This is a genomic window from Micromonospora sp. BQ32 (assembly GCF_059358895.1).
The window spans coordinates 507,711-527,854 of record NZ_JCADBI010000002.1; the positions used below are offsets into that span (position 1 = coordinate 507,711).

The 20,144-nt window shown below is 72.2% G+C and carries 20 protein-coding genes; 15 read left to right on the top strand and 5 right to left on the bottom strand.

What is annotated here, in order from left to right; all coding sequences use genetic code 11:
* Positions 1 to 168 precede the first annotated feature (168 nt).
* Positions 169 to 1,386: a PP2C family protein-serine/threonine phosphatase gene (locus AC5L30_RS05955; protein ID WP_494865889.1), complete on the top strand. Its 1,218-nt coding sequence runs from the start codon at positions 169 to 171 to the stop codon at positions 1,384 to 1,386.
* 95 nt (positions 1,387 to 1,481) lie between these two features.
* On the top strand, positions 1,482 to 2,549 hold the full coding sequence (locus tag AC5L30_RS05960) for a DUF2855 family protein (RefSeq protein WP_494865890.1): 1,068 nt from the start codon (positions 1,482 to 1,484) through the stop codon (positions 2,547 to 2,549).
* Between the two features lie 6 nt (positions 2,550 to 2,555).
* On the opposite strand, the gene AC5L30_RS05965 is transcribed toward AC5L30_RS05960, so the two are convergent.
* Entirely contained in the window at positions 2,556 to 3,362 is an 807-nt protein-coding gene (locus AC5L30_RS05965) for a SigB/SigF/SigG family RNA polymerase sigma factor (protein ID WP_494865891.1), read from the bottom strand.
* 232 nt (positions 3,363 to 3,594) lie between these two features.
* A complete protein-coding gene (locus AC5L30_RS05970; protein WP_494865892.1) occupies positions 3,595 to 3,780 on the bottom strand; it encodes a hypothetical protein in 186 nt (61 codons plus the stop codon).
* 321 nt (positions 3,781 to 4,101) lie between these two features.
* Here AC5L30_RS05970 and AC5L30_RS05975 point away from each other — a divergent pair, with 321 nt between their 5' ends.
* From AC5L30_RS05975 to AC5L30_RS05985, 3 genes are read left to right on the top strand one after another with little or no spacing between them, the layout of a single operon-like run.
* The gene (locus tag AC5L30_RS05975; RefSeq protein ID WP_494865893.1) at positions 4,102 to 5,985 is read left to right on the top strand and encodes a sigma-70 family RNA polymerase sigma factor; all 1,884 of its coding nucleotides are present in this window, start codon (positions 4,102 to 4,104) and stop codon (positions 5,983 to 5,985) included.
* A gap of 14 nt (positions 5,986 to 5,999) precedes the next feature.
* Complete coding sequence (locus AC5L30_RS05980; RefSeq protein WP_494865894.1) at positions 6,000 to 6,683, top strand: DUF305 domain-containing protein; 684 nt, start codon at positions 6,000 to 6,002, stop codon at positions 6,681 to 6,683.
* 24 nt (positions 6,684 to 6,707) lie between these two features.
* Entirely contained in the window at positions 6,708 to 7,406 is a 699-nt protein-coding gene (locus tag AC5L30_RS05985; RefSeq protein ID WP_494865895.1) for a hypothetical protein, read from the top strand.
* Positions 7,407 to 7,460: 54 nt separating this feature from the next.
* On the opposite strand, the gene AC5L30_RS05990 is transcribed toward AC5L30_RS05985, so the two are convergent.
* A complete protein-coding gene (locus AC5L30_RS05990) occupies positions 7,461 to 8,021 on the bottom strand; it encodes a GNAT family N-acetyltransferase (protein WP_494865896.1) in 561 nt (186 codons plus the stop codon).
* An 81-nt stretch (positions 8,022 to 8,102) separates the two neighbouring features.
* Between AC5L30_RS05990 and AC5L30_RS05995 the strand changes: the two genes are divergently transcribed.
* The 9 genes from AC5L30_RS05995 to AC5L30_RS06035 all read left to right on the top strand — a co-directional run bounded on the left by AC5L30_RS05995 (position 8,103) and on the right by AC5L30_RS06035 (position 19,038).
* A complete protein-coding gene (locus AC5L30_RS05995) occupies positions 8,103 to 8,813 on the top strand; it encodes a siderophore-interacting protein (RefSeq protein WP_494865897.1) in 711 nt (236 codons plus the stop codon).
* Complete coding sequence (locus tag AC5L30_RS06000; RefSeq protein ID WP_494865898.1) at positions 8,810 to 10,069, top strand: MFS transporter; 1,260 nt, start codon at positions 8,810 to 8,812, stop codon at positions 10,067 to 10,069. The genes AC5L30_RS05995 and AC5L30_RS06000 overlap by 4 nt, the downstream gene beginning before the upstream one ends.
* Entirely contained in the window at positions 10,066 to 11,565 is a 1,500-nt protein-coding gene (locus tag AC5L30_RS06005; protein ID WP_494865899.1) for an MFS transporter, read from the top strand. The genes AC5L30_RS06000 and AC5L30_RS06005 overlap by 4 nt, the downstream gene beginning before the upstream one ends.
* A gap of 50 nt (positions 11,566 to 11,615) precedes the next feature.
* Positions 11,616 to 12,785, top strand: a complete 1,170-nt coding sequence (locus tag AC5L30_RS06010) for an ATP-grasp domain-containing protein (protein ID WP_494866085.1) — start codon at positions 11,616 to 11,618, stop codon at positions 12,783 to 12,785.
* Entirely contained in the window at positions 12,782 to 14,410 is a 1,629-nt protein-coding gene (locus tag AC5L30_RS06015; protein ID WP_494865900.1) for an IucA/IucC family protein, read from the top strand. The genes AC5L30_RS06010 and AC5L30_RS06015 overlap by 4 nt, the downstream gene beginning before the upstream one ends.
* Entirely contained in the window at positions 14,407 to 16,005 is a 1,599-nt protein-coding gene (locus tag AC5L30_RS06020; protein ID WP_494865901.1) for an IucA/IucC family protein, read from the top strand. Before AC5L30_RS06015 ends, AC5L30_RS06020 begins: the two co-directional genes overlap by 4 nt.
* A complete protein-coding gene (locus tag AC5L30_RS06025) occupies positions 16,002 to 17,147 on the top strand; it encodes an alanine racemase (protein ID WP_494865902.1) in 1,146 nt (381 codons plus the stop codon). The genes AC5L30_RS06020 and AC5L30_RS06025 overlap by 4 nt, the downstream gene beginning before the upstream one ends.
* 330 nt (positions 17,148 to 17,477) lie before the next feature.
* Entirely contained in the window at positions 17,478 to 18,752 is a 1,275-nt protein-coding gene (locus AC5L30_RS06030) for a CE1 family esterase (protein WP_494865903.1), read from the top strand.
* A gap of 136 nt (positions 18,753 to 18,888) precedes the next feature.
* Positions 18,889 to 19,038 (top strand): hypothetical protein, encoded by a 150-nt coding sequence (locus AC5L30_RS06035; protein WP_494865904.1) that lies wholly within the window; start codon positions 18,889 to 18,891, stop codon positions 19,036 to 19,038.
* A 57-nt stretch (positions 19,039 to 19,095) separates the two neighbouring features.
* On the opposite strand, the gene AC5L30_RS06040 is transcribed toward AC5L30_RS06035, so the two are convergent.
* Complete coding sequence (locus AC5L30_RS06040; protein ID WP_494865905.1) at positions 19,096 to 19,266, bottom strand: hypothetical protein; 171 nt, start codon at positions 19,264 to 19,266, stop codon at positions 19,096 to 19,098.
* On the opposite strand from AC5L30_RS06040, the gene AC5L30_RS06045 reads away from it, so the two are divergent.
* Positions 19,265 to 19,663, top strand: coding sequence for a ChaB family protein (locus AC5L30_RS06045; protein WP_494865906.1), 399 nt, complete (start codon positions 19,265 to 19,267; stop codon positions 19,661 to 19,663). The genes AC5L30_RS06040 and AC5L30_RS06045 overlap by 2 nt on opposite strands.
* 52 nt (positions 19,664 to 19,715) lie before the next feature.
* Here AC5L30_RS06045 and AC5L30_RS06050 read toward each other — a convergent pair whose 3' ends face one another.
* The gene (locus AC5L30_RS06050; protein WP_494865907.1) at positions 19,716 to 19,856 is read right to left on the bottom strand and encodes a helix-turn-helix domain-containing protein; all 141 of its coding nucleotides are present in this window, start codon (positions 19,854 to 19,856) and stop codon (positions 19,716 to 19,718) included.
* Positions 19,857 to 20,144 lie beyond the last annotated feature (288 nt).

Sequence of the window (20,144 nt, forward strand, 5' to 3'; positions counted from 1 at the left end):
CCGTGCCCTTTCGCGAAGGCATCTCATCAGACGCCAGTCGTGCGGCGGCTGGAGGCCGCACGAAACACAGGCGCGGACCAGCGGCAGGCAGCGACGCGGCGGAGCGAGGTAGCCTCACCGCTCGCACTAGGTGCTCCTGCGATCGGGGAGGACAGGGGGAGGTGGAACGTGGTCGACGTCGGCGAGGTGGTGCGTTGGCTGCAGCTCAACGCGCCCCGTGGCGGGCCGGACGAGGTGTCGCAGCTGGTCGCCCGGGCGGCGCCGGCGATCAACGCCAGCGAGATCGTGATCTATCTGGCCGACTACAGGCAGACCCTGCTCGTGCCGCTGCTCGGCGCGGGTCTCGACCGGGACCAGTTGCCGATCGAGACGACGCTCGCCGGCCGGGCCTTCACCACCCTCGACATCCAGCGCGCCCCCGACAACCCGGACCGGGTGTGGGTGCCGCTGCTGCTCGGGTGTGAGCGGATGGGCGTCCTGGAGGTCGTCTCGCCGGCCGCCGCCGACCAGGCGATGGACGGTCCGGCCTGGGAGGTGGCGGTCAACATCGCCCAGATCCTGGTCAACCGCCGGCTCTACGGTGACGTGGTCGAGCGGATGCGGCGGCGGATGCCGATGCAGGTCGCGGCCGAGATCGTGTGGGGCCTACTCCCGCCGCTGACCTTCGCCACCGACGACCTGCTGGTCACCGCCATCCTCGAACCGTGCTACGACGTCGGCGGCGACATCTTCGACTACGCGTTGAACGATGACGTGCTCAGCGTCGGGCTCTTCGACACCTGTGGGCACGGCATCAAGGCGAGCACGCTGGCCTCGCTGGTGGTCAGCGCGTACCGCAACGCCCGTCGGTGTGGCCTCGACCTGGTCGACACGGCGATCAGCATCGACCGGTGGGTGCGATCCGAGCACCCGAACTTCTTCGCGACCGGGTTGCTGATCGAGTTGAACCGTCGGACCGGCCAGCTCAGCATGATCAACGCGGGGCATCCCGGTGCGATGTTGCTGCGCGACGGCAAGGCTGTTCGGGAGCTTCCGGGGCCGACCGTGTTGCCGCTCGGCCTGGGCCACCTGTCTCGTCGCCGACCGCGGGTGCACGTGGAGAATCTGCACCCCGGTGATCGCATCCTCGCCTACACCGATGGCATCACCGACGCCCGTAGCGCGGAGGGGGAGCAGTTCGGGCTGGACCGGCTCGTCGACTTCGTCAACCGCGCCCTCAACGACGGGTTGCCCAGCCCGGAGACGATGCGTCGGCTGGTCCGCGCGGTCGTCGGCTACCAGGACGACCAGCTCGAGGACGACGCGACGGCCCTCTTCGTGGAGTGGCAGCCACCGCACCTGCCGCTCGCGCACCTCCGTGACCTCGCCACCGGCACCGGACCCTGACCGCGCGCCGCCGCCTCTCCGGCCCCGATCCCGCAGTGGGATTTTGCACTCACAGTGCACTTGTCTCCGGTTGCGGGGCTGTCTAGCGTCACCTCATGGCTGACTCATGGACCTTCGCCGTGGCGCGTGACGACCTCGGGCAGACCACGCTCGTCGATGGCCCCACCCCCGCCGTGGCCGACGGCGAGGCGCTGCTGCGGGTGGACCGCGTCGGCCTCACCGCCAACAACGTGACCTACGCGGTGCTCGGCGACTCGATGCGCTACTGGCAGTTCTTTCCGCCAGCGGCCCAGGGGCTCGGGCCGCAGTGGGGGCTTCCGCCGCTCTGGGGTTTCGCCGAGGTGGTCGCCTCGGCGGTGGCGGGGGTCGAGGTGGGGCAACGGATCTACGGTTACCTCCCGCCCGCCGGTCACCTCGTGGTACGGCCGGACCGGGTGGACGCGTCCGGGTTCCGCGAGGCGAGCCCGCACCGGGCCGAGCTGCCGTCGCCGTACAACGCGTACCGGTCGACCACCGGCGACCCGGCGTACCAGCGCGACCAGGAAGATCTGCTGATCCTGTTCCGGCCGCTGTTCTTCACCTCGTTCATGCTGGCCGACCAGGTTGTCGACAACGACTTCTACCGTGCCGAGGCGTTGCTGGTGTCATCGGCGTCGAGCAAGACCGCGTACGCCGCCGCGTTCGAGCTGCACCGGCGCGGGCCGCGCCTGGTCGGTCTCACCTCACCCGGCAATCTGGCCTTCACCCGGTCACTGGGCTGCTACGACGAGGTCGTGTCGTACGACGACATCGACGCCCTCGACGTGGCCCCGACCGTCTACCTCGACCTGTCCGGCGCGCCCTCGACCCGTGCCGCCCTGCGTCGGCGCCTCGGCGACCAACTCGTCCGGGACATCGCGGTCGGGCTCACCAACCAGACGCCGAACGCCGCCGCCGCCGAGGAGGTGTTCTTCGCGCCGGTGCAGATGCGCAAGCGCAGCCACGACTGGGGCCGCGACGGACTCGACCAGCGGTTCACCGAGGCATGGCAACGCTTCGCCGCCGTCGTGACCGGGTGGCTCGACGTCCGGGTGGGTGCCGGGTCGACGGCGCTCCAACACGCCTGGCTCGACGTTCTCGCCGGTCGTACGCCGCCGCGGGTGGGCCACGTCGTCCAGCTCTGATCGGGCTCAGGCTGCGATGTCCGGGGTGAGCTGGAGGCGCAGCGCGGCCAGCGAGCGGGTGATCAGTCGGGACACGTGCATCTGCGAGACGCCGATCCGGTCGGCGATCTGGGCCTGGGTCAGGTTGCCGTGGAAGCGCAGGCTCAGGATCTGGCGCTCGCGTTCCGGCAACGTGGCGAGGGCCGGGCCGAGGGCGACCCGGATCTCGACGAGATCGAACGCGCGGTCGTCGTCGCCGAGGGTGTCGCCGAGCTCCCGGCTGCCGTCAGCTCCGGTCGGAGTGGACAGCGACGTGGCCCGGTAGGCGCGCGCACCCTCCAGCCCTTCCAGGACGGTCTCCTCGGTCACGTCGAGGTGGGCCGCGATGTCGGCGACGGTCGGCGAGCGGCCGAGGTTCTGGGTCAGGGCGCTGTTCGCCGCGCTGATCGACAGGCGCAGCTCCTGGAGGCGGCGGGGCACGCGCACCGCCCAGGTGCGGTCCCGGAAGTACCGCTTGATCTCGCCGATGATGGTGGGGATGGCGTACCCGCTGAAGTCGACGCCTCGGTTGTGGTCGAAGTTGTCGACGGCCTTGATGAGCCCGACGAAGGCGGTCTGGGCCAGGTCGTCGTCGGGTGCGCCGCGTCCGCCGTAGCGGCGCGCCAGGTGCCGGGCGAGCGGCAGCCACGCCTCGATGGCGCGGTCCCGCGCTGCGGGGCGGCCGGGATCGTCCGCCGGGGTCGCCGCCAGGGCGGCGAGGAGGGCATCCGGGCTCTGCTCGCTGCTCCGCTGATCGATGCGGGTGCTGGTGGCGTTGTCGACGATGGTGGCCATGTGGGTGGTCCTTCCCGCAGGCCCGTCGATCGAGTCGACCGGAAGAGTCTCCGAACCGGCTACCGCCGGGGCGCACGTACGGGCGAAGGTGCGCTGTCGCAGGCCACGAGCACGGGCCTCGCCACCGCGTCATGTCGTTCACTTGATGACCCGGACACTACCCGAAAGACTGACTATTTTCTAGCCGAAAGTATGAGACGGGGGTGTTCGGGGAGAAGGCAGCGCGCGGGGATCAGCCGCGCTGATCCGAGGCGTCGACAGCAGCCGGGGCCGGCTGGGCCGGCCTCACCGCGAACGGGTGGCGCAGTTGCCGCATGGCCTCCTCGCTGCTGTCGAAGGCCACCGCAGGTCCGTCCAGCCCGTCGCCGTTCGACGTGGCGAGGAAGAGGGCGGGTCGACCGTTGTCGTTCGATGTCATGCAGGGATCCTGTCTCTACGAAAGGGGTGCGTCTGGGGCCTCGGCAACGTCGGCCGTGCGACCTGGTGACGCTTCGGCGCACACGCTGGCGCCCGAATGCTGGTGTCCTGTGCACGGGCGAGCGCCCGGCGACACCTACACCCCGCACCATACCCGGGATCCTCGCCCCGTATGCGCCGCCGACAGACCCGCCTCGCTTGTGGCGAACCGGCCGCCCGGGAATTCTGTAATCCCAGCCGCTGCCGCGAGTCTCCGATCTTGAGGGCGGTCAGCGCACCCAGCGTGGGCGCCGCGCGGATGAGCACCCAAGGAGTGAGTCCCATGTCGTCAGCCGGTCGAGCACTGCCCGATGTCGGGTTGGTCGTCGCGGCCCGGCAGGGCGACCAGCGCGCTCTGGACGACGTCGTCGCGGCCTCGCTGCCGCTGGTCTACAACATCGTCGGGCGTGCGCTGCGCGGGCACGCCGACGTCGACGACGTGGTCCAGGAGACGTTGGTACGGGTGATCCGGTATCTGCCCGCGCTCAACGACCCGGCGGCGTACCGGTCCTGGCTGGTGGCGATCACCATCCGCCAGGTGCGTGACTGGGAGACGCGCCGCCGCGTCGCGCTCAACCGCGACGCCGGGCTCGACGCGATCCACAACGTGCCCGACCCCGCCTCCGACTTCGCCGGGATGACAATTCTCCGGCTCGGCCTCACCGACCAGCGACGCGAGGTCGCCGAGGCCACCCGCTGGCTCGACCCGGACGACCAGGAACTGCTCTCGCTGTGGTGGCTGGAGGAGACCGGCGAGATCACCCGGAACGAGGTCGCCGACGCGCTCGGGTTGTCACCCGGGCACGTCGCGGTGCGGATCCACCGGATGAAGGAGCAGATCCAGAGCGCCCGCGGCGTCGTACGCGCGCTCCGCGCCCGCCCTGGCTGCCCGGATCTCGGCGTCGTGACCGCCGAGTGGGACGGCACGCCCAGTTCGCTGTGGCGCAAGCGACTGGCTCGACACGTCCGCGACTGCGCGTTCTGCGCACGGCTGGGAACCACACTCCTGCCGATCGACCGGCTGCTCGCCGGCCTGCCGTTGCTGCCGCTGCCGGCGGGCCTCGGCGCCCATCTGCCGAGCGCGCCCGCCCCGGCAGCAGCCGCGCAGGCCGTCGCGCCGCCGAGCCCGACGGTCGGACCCGCCGCCGGGCCGACCCCATCCGGCGCGGTGTCCACCGATGCGGGCGGCGGCCCGAGCGTCGTCGACCTCGCGATGAGCCGGCCCCGGGGCCTCGTGCCGTCCCTCGCCGCCGGTGTGGCAGCCGCTGTCCTGGCCATCACCATGGCGGTGGTGATCCTGCCGGACGACCCGCCCGCACCCTCGTGGGCGGCTCCGCCGTCCGCTGCGCCCACCGTCGTCGCCAGCCCGAGCGTCGCGCCCTCGCCGAGCGCGCGGCCCTCGTCGAAAGCTCCGGTCGCGCCGGCGGTCAGCTCCGCCCGCAAGGGCGTCGGGGTGTGGAACTTCGCCGGGGCGAGTCAGGCGCTGGCGAACTCCAAGGCCAGCTGGTACTACACCTGGGGGACCCAGCACCCGGGGATCAGCACTCCGCGCGGTGCGACGTTCGTGCCGATGATCCGTAGCGCGGAGAACGTCACCGCCGCGGAGCTGGCCCGGGCCAAGGCCGCGGGGCCGTACCTGCTCACCTTCAACGAGCCGGACCTGCCCGAGCAGGCGAACATGACGGTCGAGCAGGCGTTGGACCTGTGGCCGCAGTTGATGGCGACGGGCAGCAGGCTGGGCAGCCCAGCGGTCGCCTGGGGCGGCCCGGATCCGCAGAGTTGGCTGGACAGGTTCATGACCGGCGCCCAGGCCCGCGGCCACCGGGTCGACTTCATCACGCTGCACTGGTTCGGCGCCGACTTCACCACCGCCACCGCGGTGGCCCAACTCCGGCAGTACCTACAGGCCGTCTACCAGCGGTACCGGAAGCCGATCTGGCTGACCGAGTTCGCGCTGATCCGCTTCGCCGGGGGCGGTTCGCAGTTTCCCAGTCAGGAGCAGCAGGCGGCCTTCCTCACAGCGGCCACCGCCATGCTCGGCCAACTCCCCTACCTGCAGCGCTACGCCTGGTTCGGGCTACCCGCCACGGACAAGGATCGGTCCGGGTTGTTCAGCGACGGAACCGAGGCGACAGTGGTCGGCCGCGCGTTCCAAGCCGCCCGTTGAGCGGGGGCGAACGGATGGACGAGCAGATCGTGGTTGAGCGCCCCGAGCCTCGCGTCCGGGCCGGGCGGCTGGCCCGCGTGGTCGCGACCCTGGTCGGCACGGCGCTGGCCGTCGGTATCACCCAGGGTTGGGGTCGCGCCGAGCGGGCACCCGTGGCGTCGCCGGCCACAGCCTCGCCGGCCACAGCCTCGCCGGCCGCTGCGGTGCCGACCGCGCCGGTGGTGCTCAACGGGACCGACGACGCGTTCATCCAACTGCTGATCCCGATGAACGAGGGTGCGCTCGCGCTGATCGACCAGTTCGACACCCGCCCGGCGGACGCGGATCCGCCGCTGCGGGCCCTCCTCGGCGAGCTCCGGACGGCTCATCAGGCGGAATTGCGGGACCTGCGTGGGCTGTTGGCCGCGGGCAACGTGCCGGAGCTGAACATCCACGAGGGGCATCAGATGCCTGGCATGGTCACCGATGCCAGCCTCGCCGAGCTGCGGGCCACGCCCGATGCCGAGGTGCCGTCCCGGGCGGCTGCCCTGATCCGGGCGCACCTCGCGCAGACCGTGGTGCTCTGCCGGGGCGAGCAGAGCGCCGGGGGGAGCCCGGAGCTGAGGGCGCTCGCCGGCCGGATCCAGCAGGCACGAGCCGCCGCGCTGAGCAGGCTGGACAACCGGCCCGACGCGCCCACCGCTGCACCCGGCAGCTGACCGTGCGGCCCAGAAGACCGGCCGATGCGGACGTCTGACCGGTACGCCGACGTCCACCCTCCGGCCCGGGCGTTCCACCCCGCCCACCGTGCCGTCACGTCCGACGCCGTCCGCCCAACCCGGCGCGCGACCCACCGGACCCGGAGCGCATCGCCGCCCGACGCGGTCGTCTCGGGGCCGGCGGCAGGTTGGCGCGGTGGCCACCGTCGCGCTGCCGGCCGCGCCACGGTCGCCGCCTCGGTTCTGACGGTCAGTTTCGGGTGGCTGCTCGCGATCCTCGTCGCGCCGCACATCACCCTCTCTCCGGGTGCGCGGATGGTCGCCCTCTTCTGCCACCTGACCTGCCTCGTGGTGGGCTTCGGCGCGGTGCTGACGGTGGACTGGTTCAGCCTGCGTTGGTTGCTGCGCCGGGAACCGCTCGGCACGGTGCTGACCGCCGCCCGCGGCGCGCACCTGCTCATCTGGCTGGGCCTGGTGGGCCTGCTCGCCAGTGGGGCCGCCCTGGGGCCGGAGACGTCGTCCGGGCTGGTCTGGGTCAAGTTGCTCGCGGTGCTGGTGGTCGGCGTCAACGGGCTGTTCCTGGGCCGGGTGCGGGATCGGCTTGTGGCCGTGCGGGGCCGCCTGCCCTGGTCCGCGCTGCTGCCCGGCGTCGCCGCCGCCTCGATCTCGCAGATCGGCTGGTGGACCGCGACCCTCGTCGGCTTTTGGAACGCCAACAACTGACGGTCACCAGCAGCCAGCAGCCAACGGCCGACAGGCGCCGGCCGCGTTGGTGGGTCAGACCGGAATCTGGTGTCTCGCCGCGAACCGGGCGCGGGTCAGGAACGCGAGTTGAGCCCGCTTGTCCGGCATGTCGATCTCCGAGTCGAAGGTGAAGCCCTCGATCTCCAGCCGGCGTAGGGCGAGGTGGTTGCGGACGTCCGGCTCGACCACGATCCGCTGCGCGGCCGGGTCGCGGAACAGGAAGCGGGCCACCGCCGGGCCGACCGCGTTGGTGAGGCTGCGGGCGAGGCGGCGGTCGGGGCTGAGCAGCAGGTGCATCCCCACGTCACCGGGCTGGACGGGGTAGCGCTCGCCGACCGGGTCCGCCTCGGGCTGATAGCTCTGAAAGATGCCGACCGGCTCGTCATCGATCATGATCAGGTACGCGTGGTGGGTGGGCAGACTGTCCACAAATTCGTAGGTCCCGCGTACCTCTTCGAGGGTGTGGGAACCCATGCCCCAGAAGGAGTTGCGCGGGAGGGTCACCCAGCCGTGCAGGAGTGCGGCGTCCCGGTCCGGGTCCACGGTCACCAACGACAGCTCGCCGAGACCGGCGATCTTCTCCTGGTACGTCATCGGGCGCTGTCCTCTGTTCCATCCGGGGCGCTACTTAGGTTAACCTCCCCTAACCAAGGATGACCTTACCTGGAGGGGTGCGTGAAACGGAACTGGGAGGCCCTGGTCCTCAAGGCCATGGGAGGTCGGGACTTTCGGTTGACCGTCCTGAGCACCGAGTCAATCGACGGGCACTACCAGCGGCTTCTCCTGGACGGGGGCGGCCTGCTGGAGGCGTGCGGGGTGCACCCGACGATGTGGATCCGGCTGTGGTTCGACAACGACGGCCGGGCCCACCAGCGCGCGTACACGCTGGTGGATCCCGATCCGACCACCGGCCGATTCACCCTCGAATTCGCCATCCACGACGGCTGTGCGGCCCGCTGGGCCACCAGCGCCAAGGTCGGCGACACCATCGGCGCGACCGTTCAGGGCAGCGCGTTCGAGCTGCCTGACCCCGCGCCCGAGCACCTCTACCTCGTTGGCGACGCGGCCTCCCTGCCCGCGGTGAACAGCCTGCTCGACGCCGGCGCGGACATCCCGGCGACGGTCTGGCTGGAGTACGCCCACGAGGGCGAGAAGGCGCTCGCCCTGCGGGCCCGGGCGCACCACGACGTCACCTGGGTGCCACGGCGCGACGCGGGTCAGCATCTTGTCGACACGGTCTGCGCGGCCCTGCCGAGCGGCGGCGCGGGCCACTACTGGGTGGCCTGCGAGGCGGCCACCACCCGGGGCATCACCCGACACATCCGAAAGACGCTGGGCGTCGACAAGGAACGGCTGACCTCCCTCGGCTACTGGAAAGCGGCATGAAGGGCCGGCTCGGCACCCTGACCGCGCTCTACGTCACCCAGTACCTCGGCGTCGGTTTCATCACCGTCGGGCTCACCGCCATCCTGCGGGACGGCGGCACCTCGCTGGACACGCTGGCGCTGTTGCAGATCGTCGGCCTGATCTGGCCCATCAAGTTCCTCTGGGCGCCGATCCTCGACCGGTACGGCTCACGGCACCGCGGCCACTACCGCTCCTGGCTGCTCGTGCTCCAGACCGCCCTGGTGCTCGCCCTGCTGGCGCTGCTGCCGTTCGCCAGCCCGGCCGACGCGCTCGGCCCGATCATCGCGATCTGCGCCGCGTACGTGTTCTTCTCGGCCACCCAGGACATCGCGGTGGACGCCGTCGCGGTCCGGATGCTCGCCGACTCGGCCCGGGGGACCGGCAACGGCATCCAGGTCGCCGCGAGCTACCTCGGCAACCTGCTCGGCGGCGGCGCCTGCGTCCTGGTCTACGACCAGTTCGGCTGGGCGCCGGCGATCGGCCTGCTGGTCGCGATGACGGCGGTCGGCCTGCTGGTGGTGTGGCGGTTCCAGGAGCCTCCCCGTACCGATCGGGTGGAACGGGTCGGCACGGCCTACCGGGCGCTGCTGTCGGTGTTCGGCCAGCCGGGCTGCCGGTGGTGGACGTTCGGGGTGGTGCCGCTGGTCTACGTCGGCGCGGGGATGGCGTACGCCCTGGTCACCCCGGCGCTGGTCGACGCCGGGTGGTCGTTGGGTCGGATCGGCGTGGTCACCGGCGTGGTGATCAGCGCCCCGGCCATCGTGGCGGGTCTGGTCGCGGGGCTCGGGATCGGGCGGTTCGGGCGCGGTGGCGTGCTCGTGGTCGGCGGCGTCGCGCTCACGGTGTCGACGTTGCTGCTGCTGCCGCTGATGAACGGCCAGGCGCCGCTGGGCGGGACGGTCGCCGCGCTCTGCTGCTTCATGGCGGCCTACACCATCGCCAACGTCGTGCTCTACACGGTCAACATGGACTACTCCCGGCCCGACACCGGTGGCACCGACTTCACCGTCCTGTCGTCGTTCGGTCTGGTCTGCTCGTTCGTGGCGGCGTCGATCGGTCTCGCGGCGGCCGACCGGGTCGGCTACCCGGCGGTCGCGGTCGCGGCCATCGTGCTGGTGGCCGCGGGTGTCGCTCTCGGTCTCGCCCACCAGCGGCGATTCCCGCAGCGGACCGGTCCCGCCGCCGGCCCGCCGGCCGAGCAGCCAGCAGTGGACGGCGTCAAGGCGGTGGCGTGACCACGGTTCAGCCGGCCACCGACACCGCGGCTTCGGCACGGCTGCCACAGCGGTGGCTCATCCTGGCCGTGCTGTGCGTCGCGCAGCTGGTGGTGGTGCTGGACAACACCGTGCTGACGGTGGCGGTGCCGGTGCTCACCACCGAGTTGGGCGCCAGCACCGCCGAGGTGCAGTGGATGATCAACGCGTACGCGTTGGTGCTGTCCGGGTTGTTGCTCACCGCCGGTAGCGCCGCCGACCGGTACGGCCGCCGCCGGATGCTGCTCGCCGGGCTGGTCCTGTTCGGGGTCGGCTCGCTGGCCGCCGGGCTCGCCAGCACCAGCGGGCAGCTGATCGCCGCGCGGGCCGGGATGGGCGTGGGTGGCGCGCTGCTGGTCACCGCGACGCTGGCGGTGGCGATGCAGGTCTTCGACGCCGTCGAGCGGTCCCGGGCGATCGGCATCTGGGCCGCCACCAGCGCGTTGGGCTTCGCCATCGGGCCACCGATCGGCGGCACGATCCTCGCGTATCTGCCGTGGGGCGCGATCTTCCTGATGAACGTGCCGATCGTGCTGGCCTGCCTGCTCGTCGGTCGCGCGCTGGTCCCGGAGTCCCGTGGCCCTGCCGGCGGCCGACTCGACGTGCTGGGCGCTGTGCTCTCCACCGCCGGCCTGACCGCGGTGGTCTGGGCGATCATCTCCGGTCCGGAGCGCGGGTGGGCGTCGGCCGAGGTGTTCGGCGCGGCGATTGTCGGCGTACTCCTGCTCGGGGTCTTCGTGCGGTGGGAGCGACGGATCGCGCACCCGATGCTGGACATGCGCCTCTTCCGGGACCGGCGCTTCGTCGGTGCGATCTCCGGGGTCGTGCTGATCACGTTCGGTGCCACCGGCGCGCTCTTCCTGCTCACCCAGCACCTCCAGTTCGTTCGGGGTTATCCCGCCTGGGAGGCCGGTCTGCGGATGGCGCCCTTCGCGCTCTCCATCGTGCTGCTCAACGTCAGCGGCGTCGTGGCGAACGTGATCCGTCGGCTCGGCCTGGCGGTCGCCATCGCCGTCGGCATGACGCTGCTCGCGGCTGGTCTCGCGCTGGTCACCCTCTTTCCGTCCGACGGGTACGGGGTGCTGCTGGCCGGGCTGCTCGTCATGGGTGTCGGTTGCGCGTTGGCCAACCCGGCCATCGTCGAGGCGGTGATGAGCGCGATCCCGGCGGCGAAGGCCGGCGCGGGCGCGGGCGTCGACGGCACCATGACCGAGGTCGGCAGCAGCCTCGGCATCGCGGTGCTGGGTGCCGTGCTGAACGCCCGGTTCGCGGCGCTGCTGCCGGCGGCCCTGGCCGGTGCCGGGTCGTTTCCCGCGGCTCTCGCCGCCGCCGGCGAAGGAGCCGAACGGGAGGTCGTGACGGCCGCCTTCGCCTCGGCGCTGGAGACGGGGCAGTTGGTGGGCGCGGCTGCGGTGCTGATCGGTGGTCTGGTGGCTGCCGGGTTGCTACACCGGGCAGACCGCATCAAATCCGCCTAATAAGGGTAGGCTACCCTAATAGTGACATCGTGGTAGTCGACGGAGGCGGTATGCGGCTCTACCTGACCGCGCTCAATCCCACCGACGCCGTCCTGGACGGGTTCCTCCCGGCTGCGGCGTCGCTCGGGCTGCCGGCCACCGTGCTGACCGACCGGCCGGGCGAATGGCCGGCGGGCGTGCGGGTGGCGCGGTGCGCGGTCCGCGACGCCGCCGCGGTGGTCGCCGCGGCGGCACCCACCCGACCGGTGGCGCTACTGTCCAATAGCGACCATCTCCAGGAGGCCACCGCGATCGCCGCCCGAAAGCTCGGCCTGCCCGGCAAGGACCCGGACGCCGCCCGTCTCTGCAAGGACAAGGCCGCGGCCCGCCGGGCGATCGCCGCTGCGGGCCTCGATCTGGTACGCACCGTCACTGTCGACCCCGGTGCCGCACCGCAGATGCCGACCGGGACGTTCCCGGCGGTGGTCAAACCCCGCGAGGGGGTGGCCAGTGAGGACGCGTACCTGGTGGCCGACCAGGCCGAGCTGGCCGCCCGGGTCGCCGAGATCCGTGCTCGACGGCCGGACGTGGCCCTGGTGGTCGAGGAGTACCTCGACGGCGAGCTGCGGACCTTCGAAACCCTCGGCGACGGCACCGAGCTGGCCTCCCTCGGCGGGTGGCGCACCGGCCTCGGCCCGCCACCGACCTTCACCGAGCAGAGCCTCGCCTGGTCACCCCCGGCAGAGCAGGCGCGCACCCAGCTGCTTGCGCGGCTCGACGCGCTCGGGGTCGGCTTCGGCGCCTGCCACACCGAGTACGTCGTCTCCGACGGCCGGGTCCGGCTCATCGAGGTGAACTACCGCCTCATCGGCGACCGGATGGACCTGATCCTCGCCGAACTGCTCGGCGTGCCGTTGTTCGAGTACGTCATCCGGCTGCACCTCGGCGAGCCGCTGGCCGCCCTCGGCCTGCCCGACACCGTCGACCGCTACGCCCAGGTCGAGTACGTCTGCGCGGACCGGTCCGGCCGGCTCGTCGCCGCACCGGGCCCGCTGGACACCGTCCACGGCGACGTCCGGCTGGGCTGCCATCCGCTACGCGAGGTGGGCCGCACCGCCGAGCACACCGGCACGAACCGCGACTACCTCGCCGTGCTGCACGGGATCGGCCCCGACGAGGGCGCCGTCCGGCAGTCGCTGGCCGCCCTCCGCAGCGACCTCCAGTGGACCATCGTCGAGTGAGCGACGACTGCGAGCGGGAGGTCTTCGCCCGGGTGCTCGACGCCCTGCTGCGCGAGGATCACCTCGGCCTGCGCAGCGCCGGCCGCGCGGACGGGCCCGACTGGTGGCAAACGCCGCACCGGGCTGGCCTGCTGCGCATTCCGGTCCGGGCGGACGGGTTCCAGCAGACCCTGCGCAGCGCCGCGCCGATGGTGCTGTTGGTGGTCGGCGACGGCGACCCGCAGCGTACGGAGACGCTGGACGGGCTGTTGACGCTGCTCGCACCGCGCGACAACGCCGAGGCCGAGGCCGGCTGGCGAGACTTCGGCATCGAGTGCCACGCCGACCTGCGGGCCCGACGGCTCGTCGCCCGCAACCGGCAGCGGGTGCTCACCGAGGTGGCCGCCGAACGCGCGACCACCCCGACCGGCCTGCCGGCGGCGCTCCTGGACGACGTGCTCGCCGCCCACCAGGGCCACCCCGTGTACCCCACCGACCGGTGCCGGCACGGACTCCGCGACGACGAACTGCTCCGGTACGCCCCGGAGCACGCCCCACGCTTCGCGCTGCGCTGGTACGCCGTCCCCGCCGAGGACGTCCGGCTCGCGGGCCAGCTCCCGGCGTGGTGGCCGCCCGCGCCGAGACCGGACCAGCTGCTGCTGCCGGCACATCCGATCACCGTGGCCCGCCACGCCCTCCCGGTGGTCGACCTGCCGGTGACCCCGGTGCGACCCACCCTCTCCATGCGGACGGTGGCGCTCGACGACGACCCGTACCTGCATCTCAAACTGCCGCTACCGACCGCGAGTCTCGGCGCGCGCAACCGGCGCACGCTGCAACCGGGCTCGCTCGCCGACGGCGCGGCCGTCGCCGCGCTGCTCGACCGGATCGCCACCGCCGAACCCGGCTTCGCCGGCCGGATCCGGCACGCCGACGAGAGCACCTGGGCGCATGTCGACGGCGACGAACGGCGCGGTTTTCTGCTGCGCCGATTTCCGGGTGACCTGGCCGGCGTCCAGGTGGTGCCGGTCGCGGCCCTCGCCGCCGCCGACCCGGCGGCGGGCACCGTCCTCGAACGGATCAGCCCGGAGCGGCCCGTCCGGCTGCTGGAGTCCTACCTCGACCTGCTGCTCGACTGGCACGTCTACCTCTGGCTACGCCACGGGATCGCCCTGGAGGCGCACCCGCAGAACATCCACCTGCTGGTGCACCCGGACGGCACGGTCGGCCTGCTCTACAAGGACAACGACGGCGCCCGGCTCGACCCGCGGCACGACAGCCCGGGCGGGCTCGCCCTGCACGACGACCGGATGTGGGCGGGTGACCCGCAGGAGTTGGCCGACGTGTTCATCACCATCACCCTGCACCTGGCTGCCGCCGCGCCCCTGGTCGCCCTGGCCGCCCGGGGGCTGCCCGTGCCGTCACCCGCCGAGGCGCTGGCGCCCCGGCTCGCCGCCGCCCGCGACCGGTGGGGCGACGGACCGGCGGTGCGGACCTTCACCGAGCGGGTCCTGCACGCCACCCACCTGCCCATCAAGGCGATGCTGACCGCCGGCACCCTGCTGCCCAAACAGCGGCTGGGCTGCGCCGACATCAACAAGTACTACCTGCGTACCGGCCCGAACTACCTCCGGGAGACACGATGACGAGCGCGCAGTTGCGCTCCCGGCCGGCCAGCGACACCGGTCAGCGCGCCGACCTGGCCGCCGCCCACGCCGTCTTCGGCTGCCTGCTGCGCGAGCTGGCCCCGCCAGACGGCGCCCCGACCGTGGTCGACGGTGCCGTCCGGCTGCTGCTGCGGCACCTCGACGTCACCGTGCGCTGCGAGGTCGCGCGAGCCTCACCGCTCGGCGCGCACCGCTACACCGGGCCGGTCCACCGCAGCCTCGGCGGCGGACGGTGGGAAGCCCTGGACGCGGACGGGTTGGCCACCCTGGTCGCGGCGGAGCTCACCACCCGTACCGGGCTGGTGAACGACGAGTTCGTCGAGCAGGTCCGGGCCAGCCGGGACACCGTGGCCCGGTTGCTGGCCGACCGACCGGCCGAGGATCCGACCCCCACCGGGGAACCCGCCATCGACGCGTACGTCGACTCCGAGCAGTCGCTGGTCTTCGGCCACCCGCACCACCCCACCCCGAAGTGGCGCAGCGGTGACCCGGACAGCTGGCGGGCGTACGCCCCGGAGCTGCGCTCGGCGTTCCGGCTGCACTGGCTGGCCGTACCGGACGACCTGGTCGCCGACGCCGGACCGTTCGATCCGCTGGTGGCCGCCCTCGACCCGCCACGGCCTCCGCGCGGGCACCGGGTCCTGCCGGTGCACCCCTGGCAGCTGTCGCTGATCCCACCCACCCACCCACGGTTGCGCGACCTGGGGGCGGCCGGTGTGCCGGTACGGCCGACGGCGAGCGTTCGCACCCTCTACGCCCCCGATGCCGACCTGTTCGTGAAGACCAGCCTGCACGTGCGGATCACCAACTGCCTGCGTAAGAACGCCCGCTATGAGCTCATCGGCGCGGTGGCGTTGACCGACCTGCTGGCCCGGGTGCCGCTGCCGGACGGGGTGGGGCTGCTCGCCGAGCCCGCCTACCGCACGGTCGACGTCCCCGGCCCGGACGAGGCGTACGGGACGATCCTGCGCGGCGGTCTGCGCCCGCACCTGCGTCCCGGCGACACCCCGGTGCTGGCGGCGGCGCTGGCCGCAACGCCACTGGTGACACCGGATCCGGTTGCCTGGTGGCGCGGGTACGTCGGCCTGTTGGTGCCGGCGGTGCTGCGCAGTTGGCTCAGTCACGGCGTCGTGCACGAGGCGCACCTGCAGAACGTGGTCGTCGTGCTCGACCGGGATCGCCGCCCGGTACGCATGCTGCTGCGCGACCTGGAGGGGGTGAAGCTGGACGCCGGTCGGTGGGGCAGCTGGCCGGACGGCGTCCCGCCGCAGGTCCGCTACGGTCCCCGGGCCGCCCAGCGCCGGATCGTCTACTGCCTGTTCGTCAACCATCTCGGTGGAATCAGCGGAGCCCTCGCCGACGCGCGGCCGGGGATCGAACGGCGGCTGTGGCAGGAGCTGCGGGCCGTCGTCGAGGCGGTGTCCAGCGACCTCGGTGATCCCGCCGAGCTGCGCGCGCTGCTGACCGGGGAGCCGTTGCTGGCCAAGGCGAACCTGCTGGTCCGGTGGCGGCGCGACGCCGACCGGGCCGCCCCGTTCGTGCCGGTGCCGAACCCGATGGGTGGGACACGATGACCCGCCCGGTCTACGTTCACGACCTCGACGCGCTGACCGGGCAGGCCCGGGCCATCCGGGCGGCGCTGCCCCGGCCGGTGGAGCTGCTCTACGCGGTCAAGGCCAACCCGGACCCCGGTGTGCTGCGAACCCTCGCTCCGATCGTCGACGGGTTCGAGGCCGCCAGCCGGGGCGAGCTGCGAAGGCTGGCCGAGGTGCTGCCGGGGCGGGCGCCGGCCGCGTACGCCGGGCCGGGCAAGACCGACGCGGACCTCGCCGCCGCGCTCGCCGCCGGGGTGCACCGCATCCACGTCGAGTCGCCCACGGAGCTGGCGCGACTCGGTGCGCTGGCCACCGCAGCGGGCCGGTCGGCCCAGGTGCTGCTGCGGGTGAACCTGCCGGTCGACGCGCCGGGCGCGAGCCTGGTCATGGGCGGTGGGCCCAGCCCGTTCGGCATGGACCCGGCCGACGCGGTCGCCTGCGCCCGCCGCCCGCCCGCCGGCATCGAGGTGCGCGGAATCCACGCCCACCTGGCCAGCGGGCTGGACGCACCGCTCGCCGCGACGGTCGCGGCCGCCGTGGTCGGCTGGGCAGCGCAGGAGGTCGACGCCGCCGAGGTCGACGTCGGCGGGGGCATGACCGTCGACTACACCGACCCGGCCGCGCGGTTCGACTGGGAGGGCTACGGCCAGGCCCTGGCGGAGATCCTCGACAGGCATCCGGGCGTGCGGCTGCGCATCGAGCCGGGCCGGTCGGTCACGGCGTACTGCGGGGCGTACCTCACCGAGGTCATCGACGTGAAGCGCTCGTACGGCGAGTGGTTCGTGGTGGTGGCCGGCGGGACGCACCACCTGCGGACCCCGGCGGCGAAGGGGCACCCGCAGCCATTCACCGTGCACCCGCGACGCGGTGCGGGTGGCCCTCGCACCGACGGTGGGCCGGTCACCGTGGTCGGGCAACTCTGCACACCGAAGGACGTGCTGTCCCGGTCGGCCACCGCCGGGCCGATCGGCGTGGGTGACGTGCTGGCCTTCGCCATGGCCGGGGCGTACGCCTGGAACATCAGCCACCGTGACTTCCTGCTGCACGAGCCTCCGCTCTTCCGCACCGGTGACCTGCGGGAAGTGGCTGCGGAGTGGGCGGCTCGGCCGCTCGAGGGCTGAGCCCGGGAGGCTCGACCGGCTCTGCATGTTATCGATAACATGCTATCTTTCACCCGGGAGTGAAGGGCACGCTCCCGGTCACCTGAGCCAGCCGGCGAAGACGCGCCGAGGGGCCCGCGCCTCCCGCCGCCTCCCCGGTCGGTGACCAGTCCGGGCCCCGTCGATGCCAGGCGACCATGGTTGGTCGTCGGACGATGTCGCGCCGGCCGCATGCCCAGCTTCCGACGCTCCACCGCAGGCCGCCCCGGCGCCGACGGATGGCCGCCGCACACCCCCTGTGCCGCTGTCACGCCACGAGCACCAGAAGCCGAACGGCAAGGAGCCCAAGCAATGCTGAGACGTAGGTTCTTCCTCCCATCCATCGCGGCCGCGGCGCTTCTCCTCGCGGCCACCACCGGCGGCGTGTTGAGCGGCGGCTTCGGTGCGACGGCGGTGGCCGCCACCAACGGCACCCTCGCGGCGACCGCCGGCTGCGGCAAGGCCCCCACGCTCGCCAGCGGGACGCGGACGATTCAGAGCAGCGGACAGAGTCGTACCTACAACCTGCGGATCCCGGACGGGTACGACCGGAACCGCCCCTACCGACTGATCTTCGGCTTCCACTGGTTGAACGGCTCGGCCAACAACGTCACCTCGGCCGGTTACTACGGGCTCCAACCACTGTCGAACAACAGCACGATCTTCGTCGCTCCGCAGGGTCTCAACGCCGGCTGGGCCAACACCAACGGTCGGGATCTGACCCTCTTCGACGACATCTCCCGGCAGGTCGAGAATGACCTCTGCGTGGACACCACCCAGCGCTTCGCCCTGGGCTGGAGCTACGGCGGGGCGATGAGTTACGCGGTGGCCTGCGCCCGGCCCACGATCATCCGCGCGGTCACCGTCATCTCCGGTGCCAACCTCAGCGGATGCAACGGGGGTACCCAACCCGTCGCCTACTTCGGCATCCACGGCACCTACGACAGCGTGCTGAACATCTCCCAGGGTCGGCAGCTGCGCGACACGTTCGTGCGGAACAACGGCTGTACGGCGCAGAGCCCGCGCGAGCCGAGCCGGGGCAGCCTCACCCACATCACCACCACCTACGCGGGATGCCGGGCCGGCTACCCGGTGCAGTGGGCGGCGTTCGATGGTGACCACACCCCCAGCCCGGTCGACGGGTCGGGCAGCCCCAACGACTCCCGGACCTGGACCTCGGGTGAGATCTGGAGGTTCTTCAGCCAGTTCGAGTCGACCACGCCACCGACGACCCCACCGCCGACCGATCCGCCGCCGACCACTCCGCCGCCGACCGGCGAACCGGGCACCTGCACCGCCACCTACCGGACGCTCAACACCTGGCCCGGCGGCTTCCAGGCTGAGGTGACCGTCACCAACAACTCCACCGCGCCTCTGAACGGCTGGACCGTGGGTCTGACCCTGGCCAGTGGTCAGGCCATCAGCAGCCTCTGGAGCGGCACCAACACGGGCACCACCGGCAGCGTCACCGTCAGGAACGCCGCCTACAACGGCACGGTGGGCGCGAACGCGTCGACCACGTTCGGGTTCACCGCGACGGGCAACGGAGCCACCGCCCCCAGCAACGTCACCTGCACCAGCCCCTGACGGGGGCAGGATGAGGGCCCGGAGCCGACCGGCTCCGGGCCCGCAGGTGACATCCGCCGGCGGCAGGTGCGGCCCGAGCGGTTCATGCGGTGCTCAGGCTTCGCTCTCCAGCAGGTCGCGAAGGGCGTCGAGGGCGGTGGGCTGCGTCCTGGCGGCGCACGTGCTGGAGGTCGAGGGCCCGCAGGAATACACGATCGACGCGGACGCTTTCGAGCGCCGCGTCGCCGAGTCGTACGGCCCCGATGTCGCGGTCGATGTGCGTGCGCTGGGGCTGGCCCGGGTCTGACCGGGCCAGCCGGGATCGCTGGCGTGTCCCGACGAGGATGGATCCCCGTCGGGACGGTCATCGGCCGGGCTGAGACGCCGCCGCAGCTGGGGTCGCCTGCGCGCCGGCCCGGGTGCGCTGGATCAGCACGACGGGCGAGACGAGACCCCCGTACCAGTCGGCGGTGGTTTGGGCGGTGACCACGGGGGCACGGACCTTCGACAGGAGCGCGATGAGAGGAGCGGCCATGCCGGCACGGAAGGACATGCCCAGCACCCTGAAGCGGTCGCCGAAGAAGGCACAGGACACCTACGCGGAGGCCCACGACTCGGCGGTCGACTCGTACGGCGAGGGCGAGCGCGCCCACCGGACGGCGTTCGCGGCCGTCAAGCACTCCTTCGAGAAGGTGGGTGACCACTGGGAGCCGAAGGGCAGGAAGGGGCCGAGTGACAAGAAGGCCGCCGGCGGTCGCGGCTCGTCGGGGAGGACGGCCGGCGGGGTCGACGCCAACGCCAGCAAGGAACACCTGATGGACGTGGCGCGGAAGCTCGACATCCGTGGCCGCTCCCGGATGAAGAAGGCGGACCTCGTCGAGGCCATCCGCAAGGCCAATGACGGCAGCACCCGCAAGGCCCGCGGGAAGTAGACGTGGGCCAGCGGTCCGGTCGAGTCCGTGCCTGTCCGCGACGAGGCGGGCGTCAGGTGCGCAGCGTGTGGCTGGGGCTGCTGCCGTAGGCGGCGCGGTAGTCGGTGCTGAAGCGTCCGAGATGGGTGAAGCCCCAACGCTTGGCGATCATGGTGACGGTGACACCGGCGTCCGGGTCGGCGGCCTGATGCAACAGGTAGATCCCGCTCGGGTCGTTGCCAGGGTGATCTGGGGGCGCCCTTGGTCAAGCAGTCGGGCACGGGCATCCGCGTCCAACCGTTCGCGTCTGCGAGGGTGGCAGGGGCGAGTTGGGTTCGGGGAAAAGCGCACCCGGAGATCGTCTGCTGCCACGGCACGTGAACCGCCTGCTGATCGATCCAGCGACGTCAGGGGGGTTTGGCGTCGGCTCGCATGCAGAAGCGGGGTATCTGCCCCCATCGACGACCGTCCACACCTTGGCAGCCGTGCGCGCCTCCGCTAC

What these genes read in the sequence shown, in the direction of transcription:
- AC5L30_RS06030 (WP_494865903.1), top strand. Translation starts at nt 17,478, where the DNA reads ATGCTGAGACGTAGGTTCTTCCTCCCATCCATCGCGGCCGCGGCGCTT.
- AC5L30_RS06025 (WP_494865902.1), top strand. Translation starts at nt 16,002, where the DNA reads ATGACCCGCCCGGTCTACGTTCACGACCTCGACGCGCTGACCGGGCAG.
- AC5L30_RS05990 (WP_494865896.1), bottom strand. Translation starts at nt 8,021, where the DNA reads ATGACGTACCAGGAGAAGATCGCCGGTCTCGGCGAGCTGTCGTTGGTG.
- AC5L30_RS06045 (WP_494865906.1), top strand. Translation starts at nt 19,265, where the DNA reads ATGCCGGCACGGAAGGACATGCCCAGCACCCTGAAGCGGTCGCCGAAG.
- AC5L30_RS05985 (WP_494865895.1), top strand. Translation starts at nt 6,708, where the DNA reads ATGCGGACGTCTGACCGGTACGCCGACGTCCACCCTCCGGCCCGGGCG.
- AC5L30_RS06010 (WP_494866085.1), top strand. Translation starts at nt 11,616, where the DNA reads ATGCGGCTCTACCTGACCGCGCTCAATCCCACCGACGCCGTCCTGGAC.
- AC5L30_RS06000 (WP_494865898.1), top strand. Translation starts at nt 8,810, where the DNA reads ATGAAGGGCCGGCTCGGCACCCTGACCGCGCTCTACGTCACCCAGTAC.
- AC5L30_RS05980 (WP_494865894.1), top strand. Translation starts at nt 6,000, where the DNA reads ATGGACGAGCAGATCGTGGTTGAGCGCCCCGAGCCTCGCGTCCGGGCC.
- AC5L30_RS05975 (WP_494865893.1), top strand. Translation starts at nt 4,102, where the DNA reads ATGTCGTCAGCCGGTCGAGCACTGCCCGATGTCGGGTTGGTCGTCGCG.
- AC5L30_RS06020 (WP_494865901.1), top strand. Translation starts at nt 14,407, where the DNA reads ATGACGAGCGCGCAGTTGCGCTCCCGGCCGGCCAGCGACACCGGTCAG.
- AC5L30_RS05970 (WP_494865892.1), bottom strand. Translation starts at nt 3,780, where the DNA reads ATGACATCGAACGACAACGGTCGACCCGCCCTCTTCCTCGCCACGTCG.
- AC5L30_RS06040 (WP_494865905.1), bottom strand. Translation starts at nt 19,266, where the DNA reads ATGGCCGCTCCTCTCATCGCGCTCCTGTCGAAGGTCCGTGCCCCCGTG.
- AC5L30_RS05965 (WP_494865891.1), bottom strand. Translation starts at nt 3,362, where the DNA reads ATGGCCACCATCGTCGACAACGCCACCAGCACCCGCATCGATCAGCGG.
- AC5L30_RS05960 (WP_494865890.1), top strand. Translation starts at nt 1,482, where the DNA reads ATGGCTGACTCATGGACCTTCGCCGTGGCGCGTGACGACCTCGGGCAG.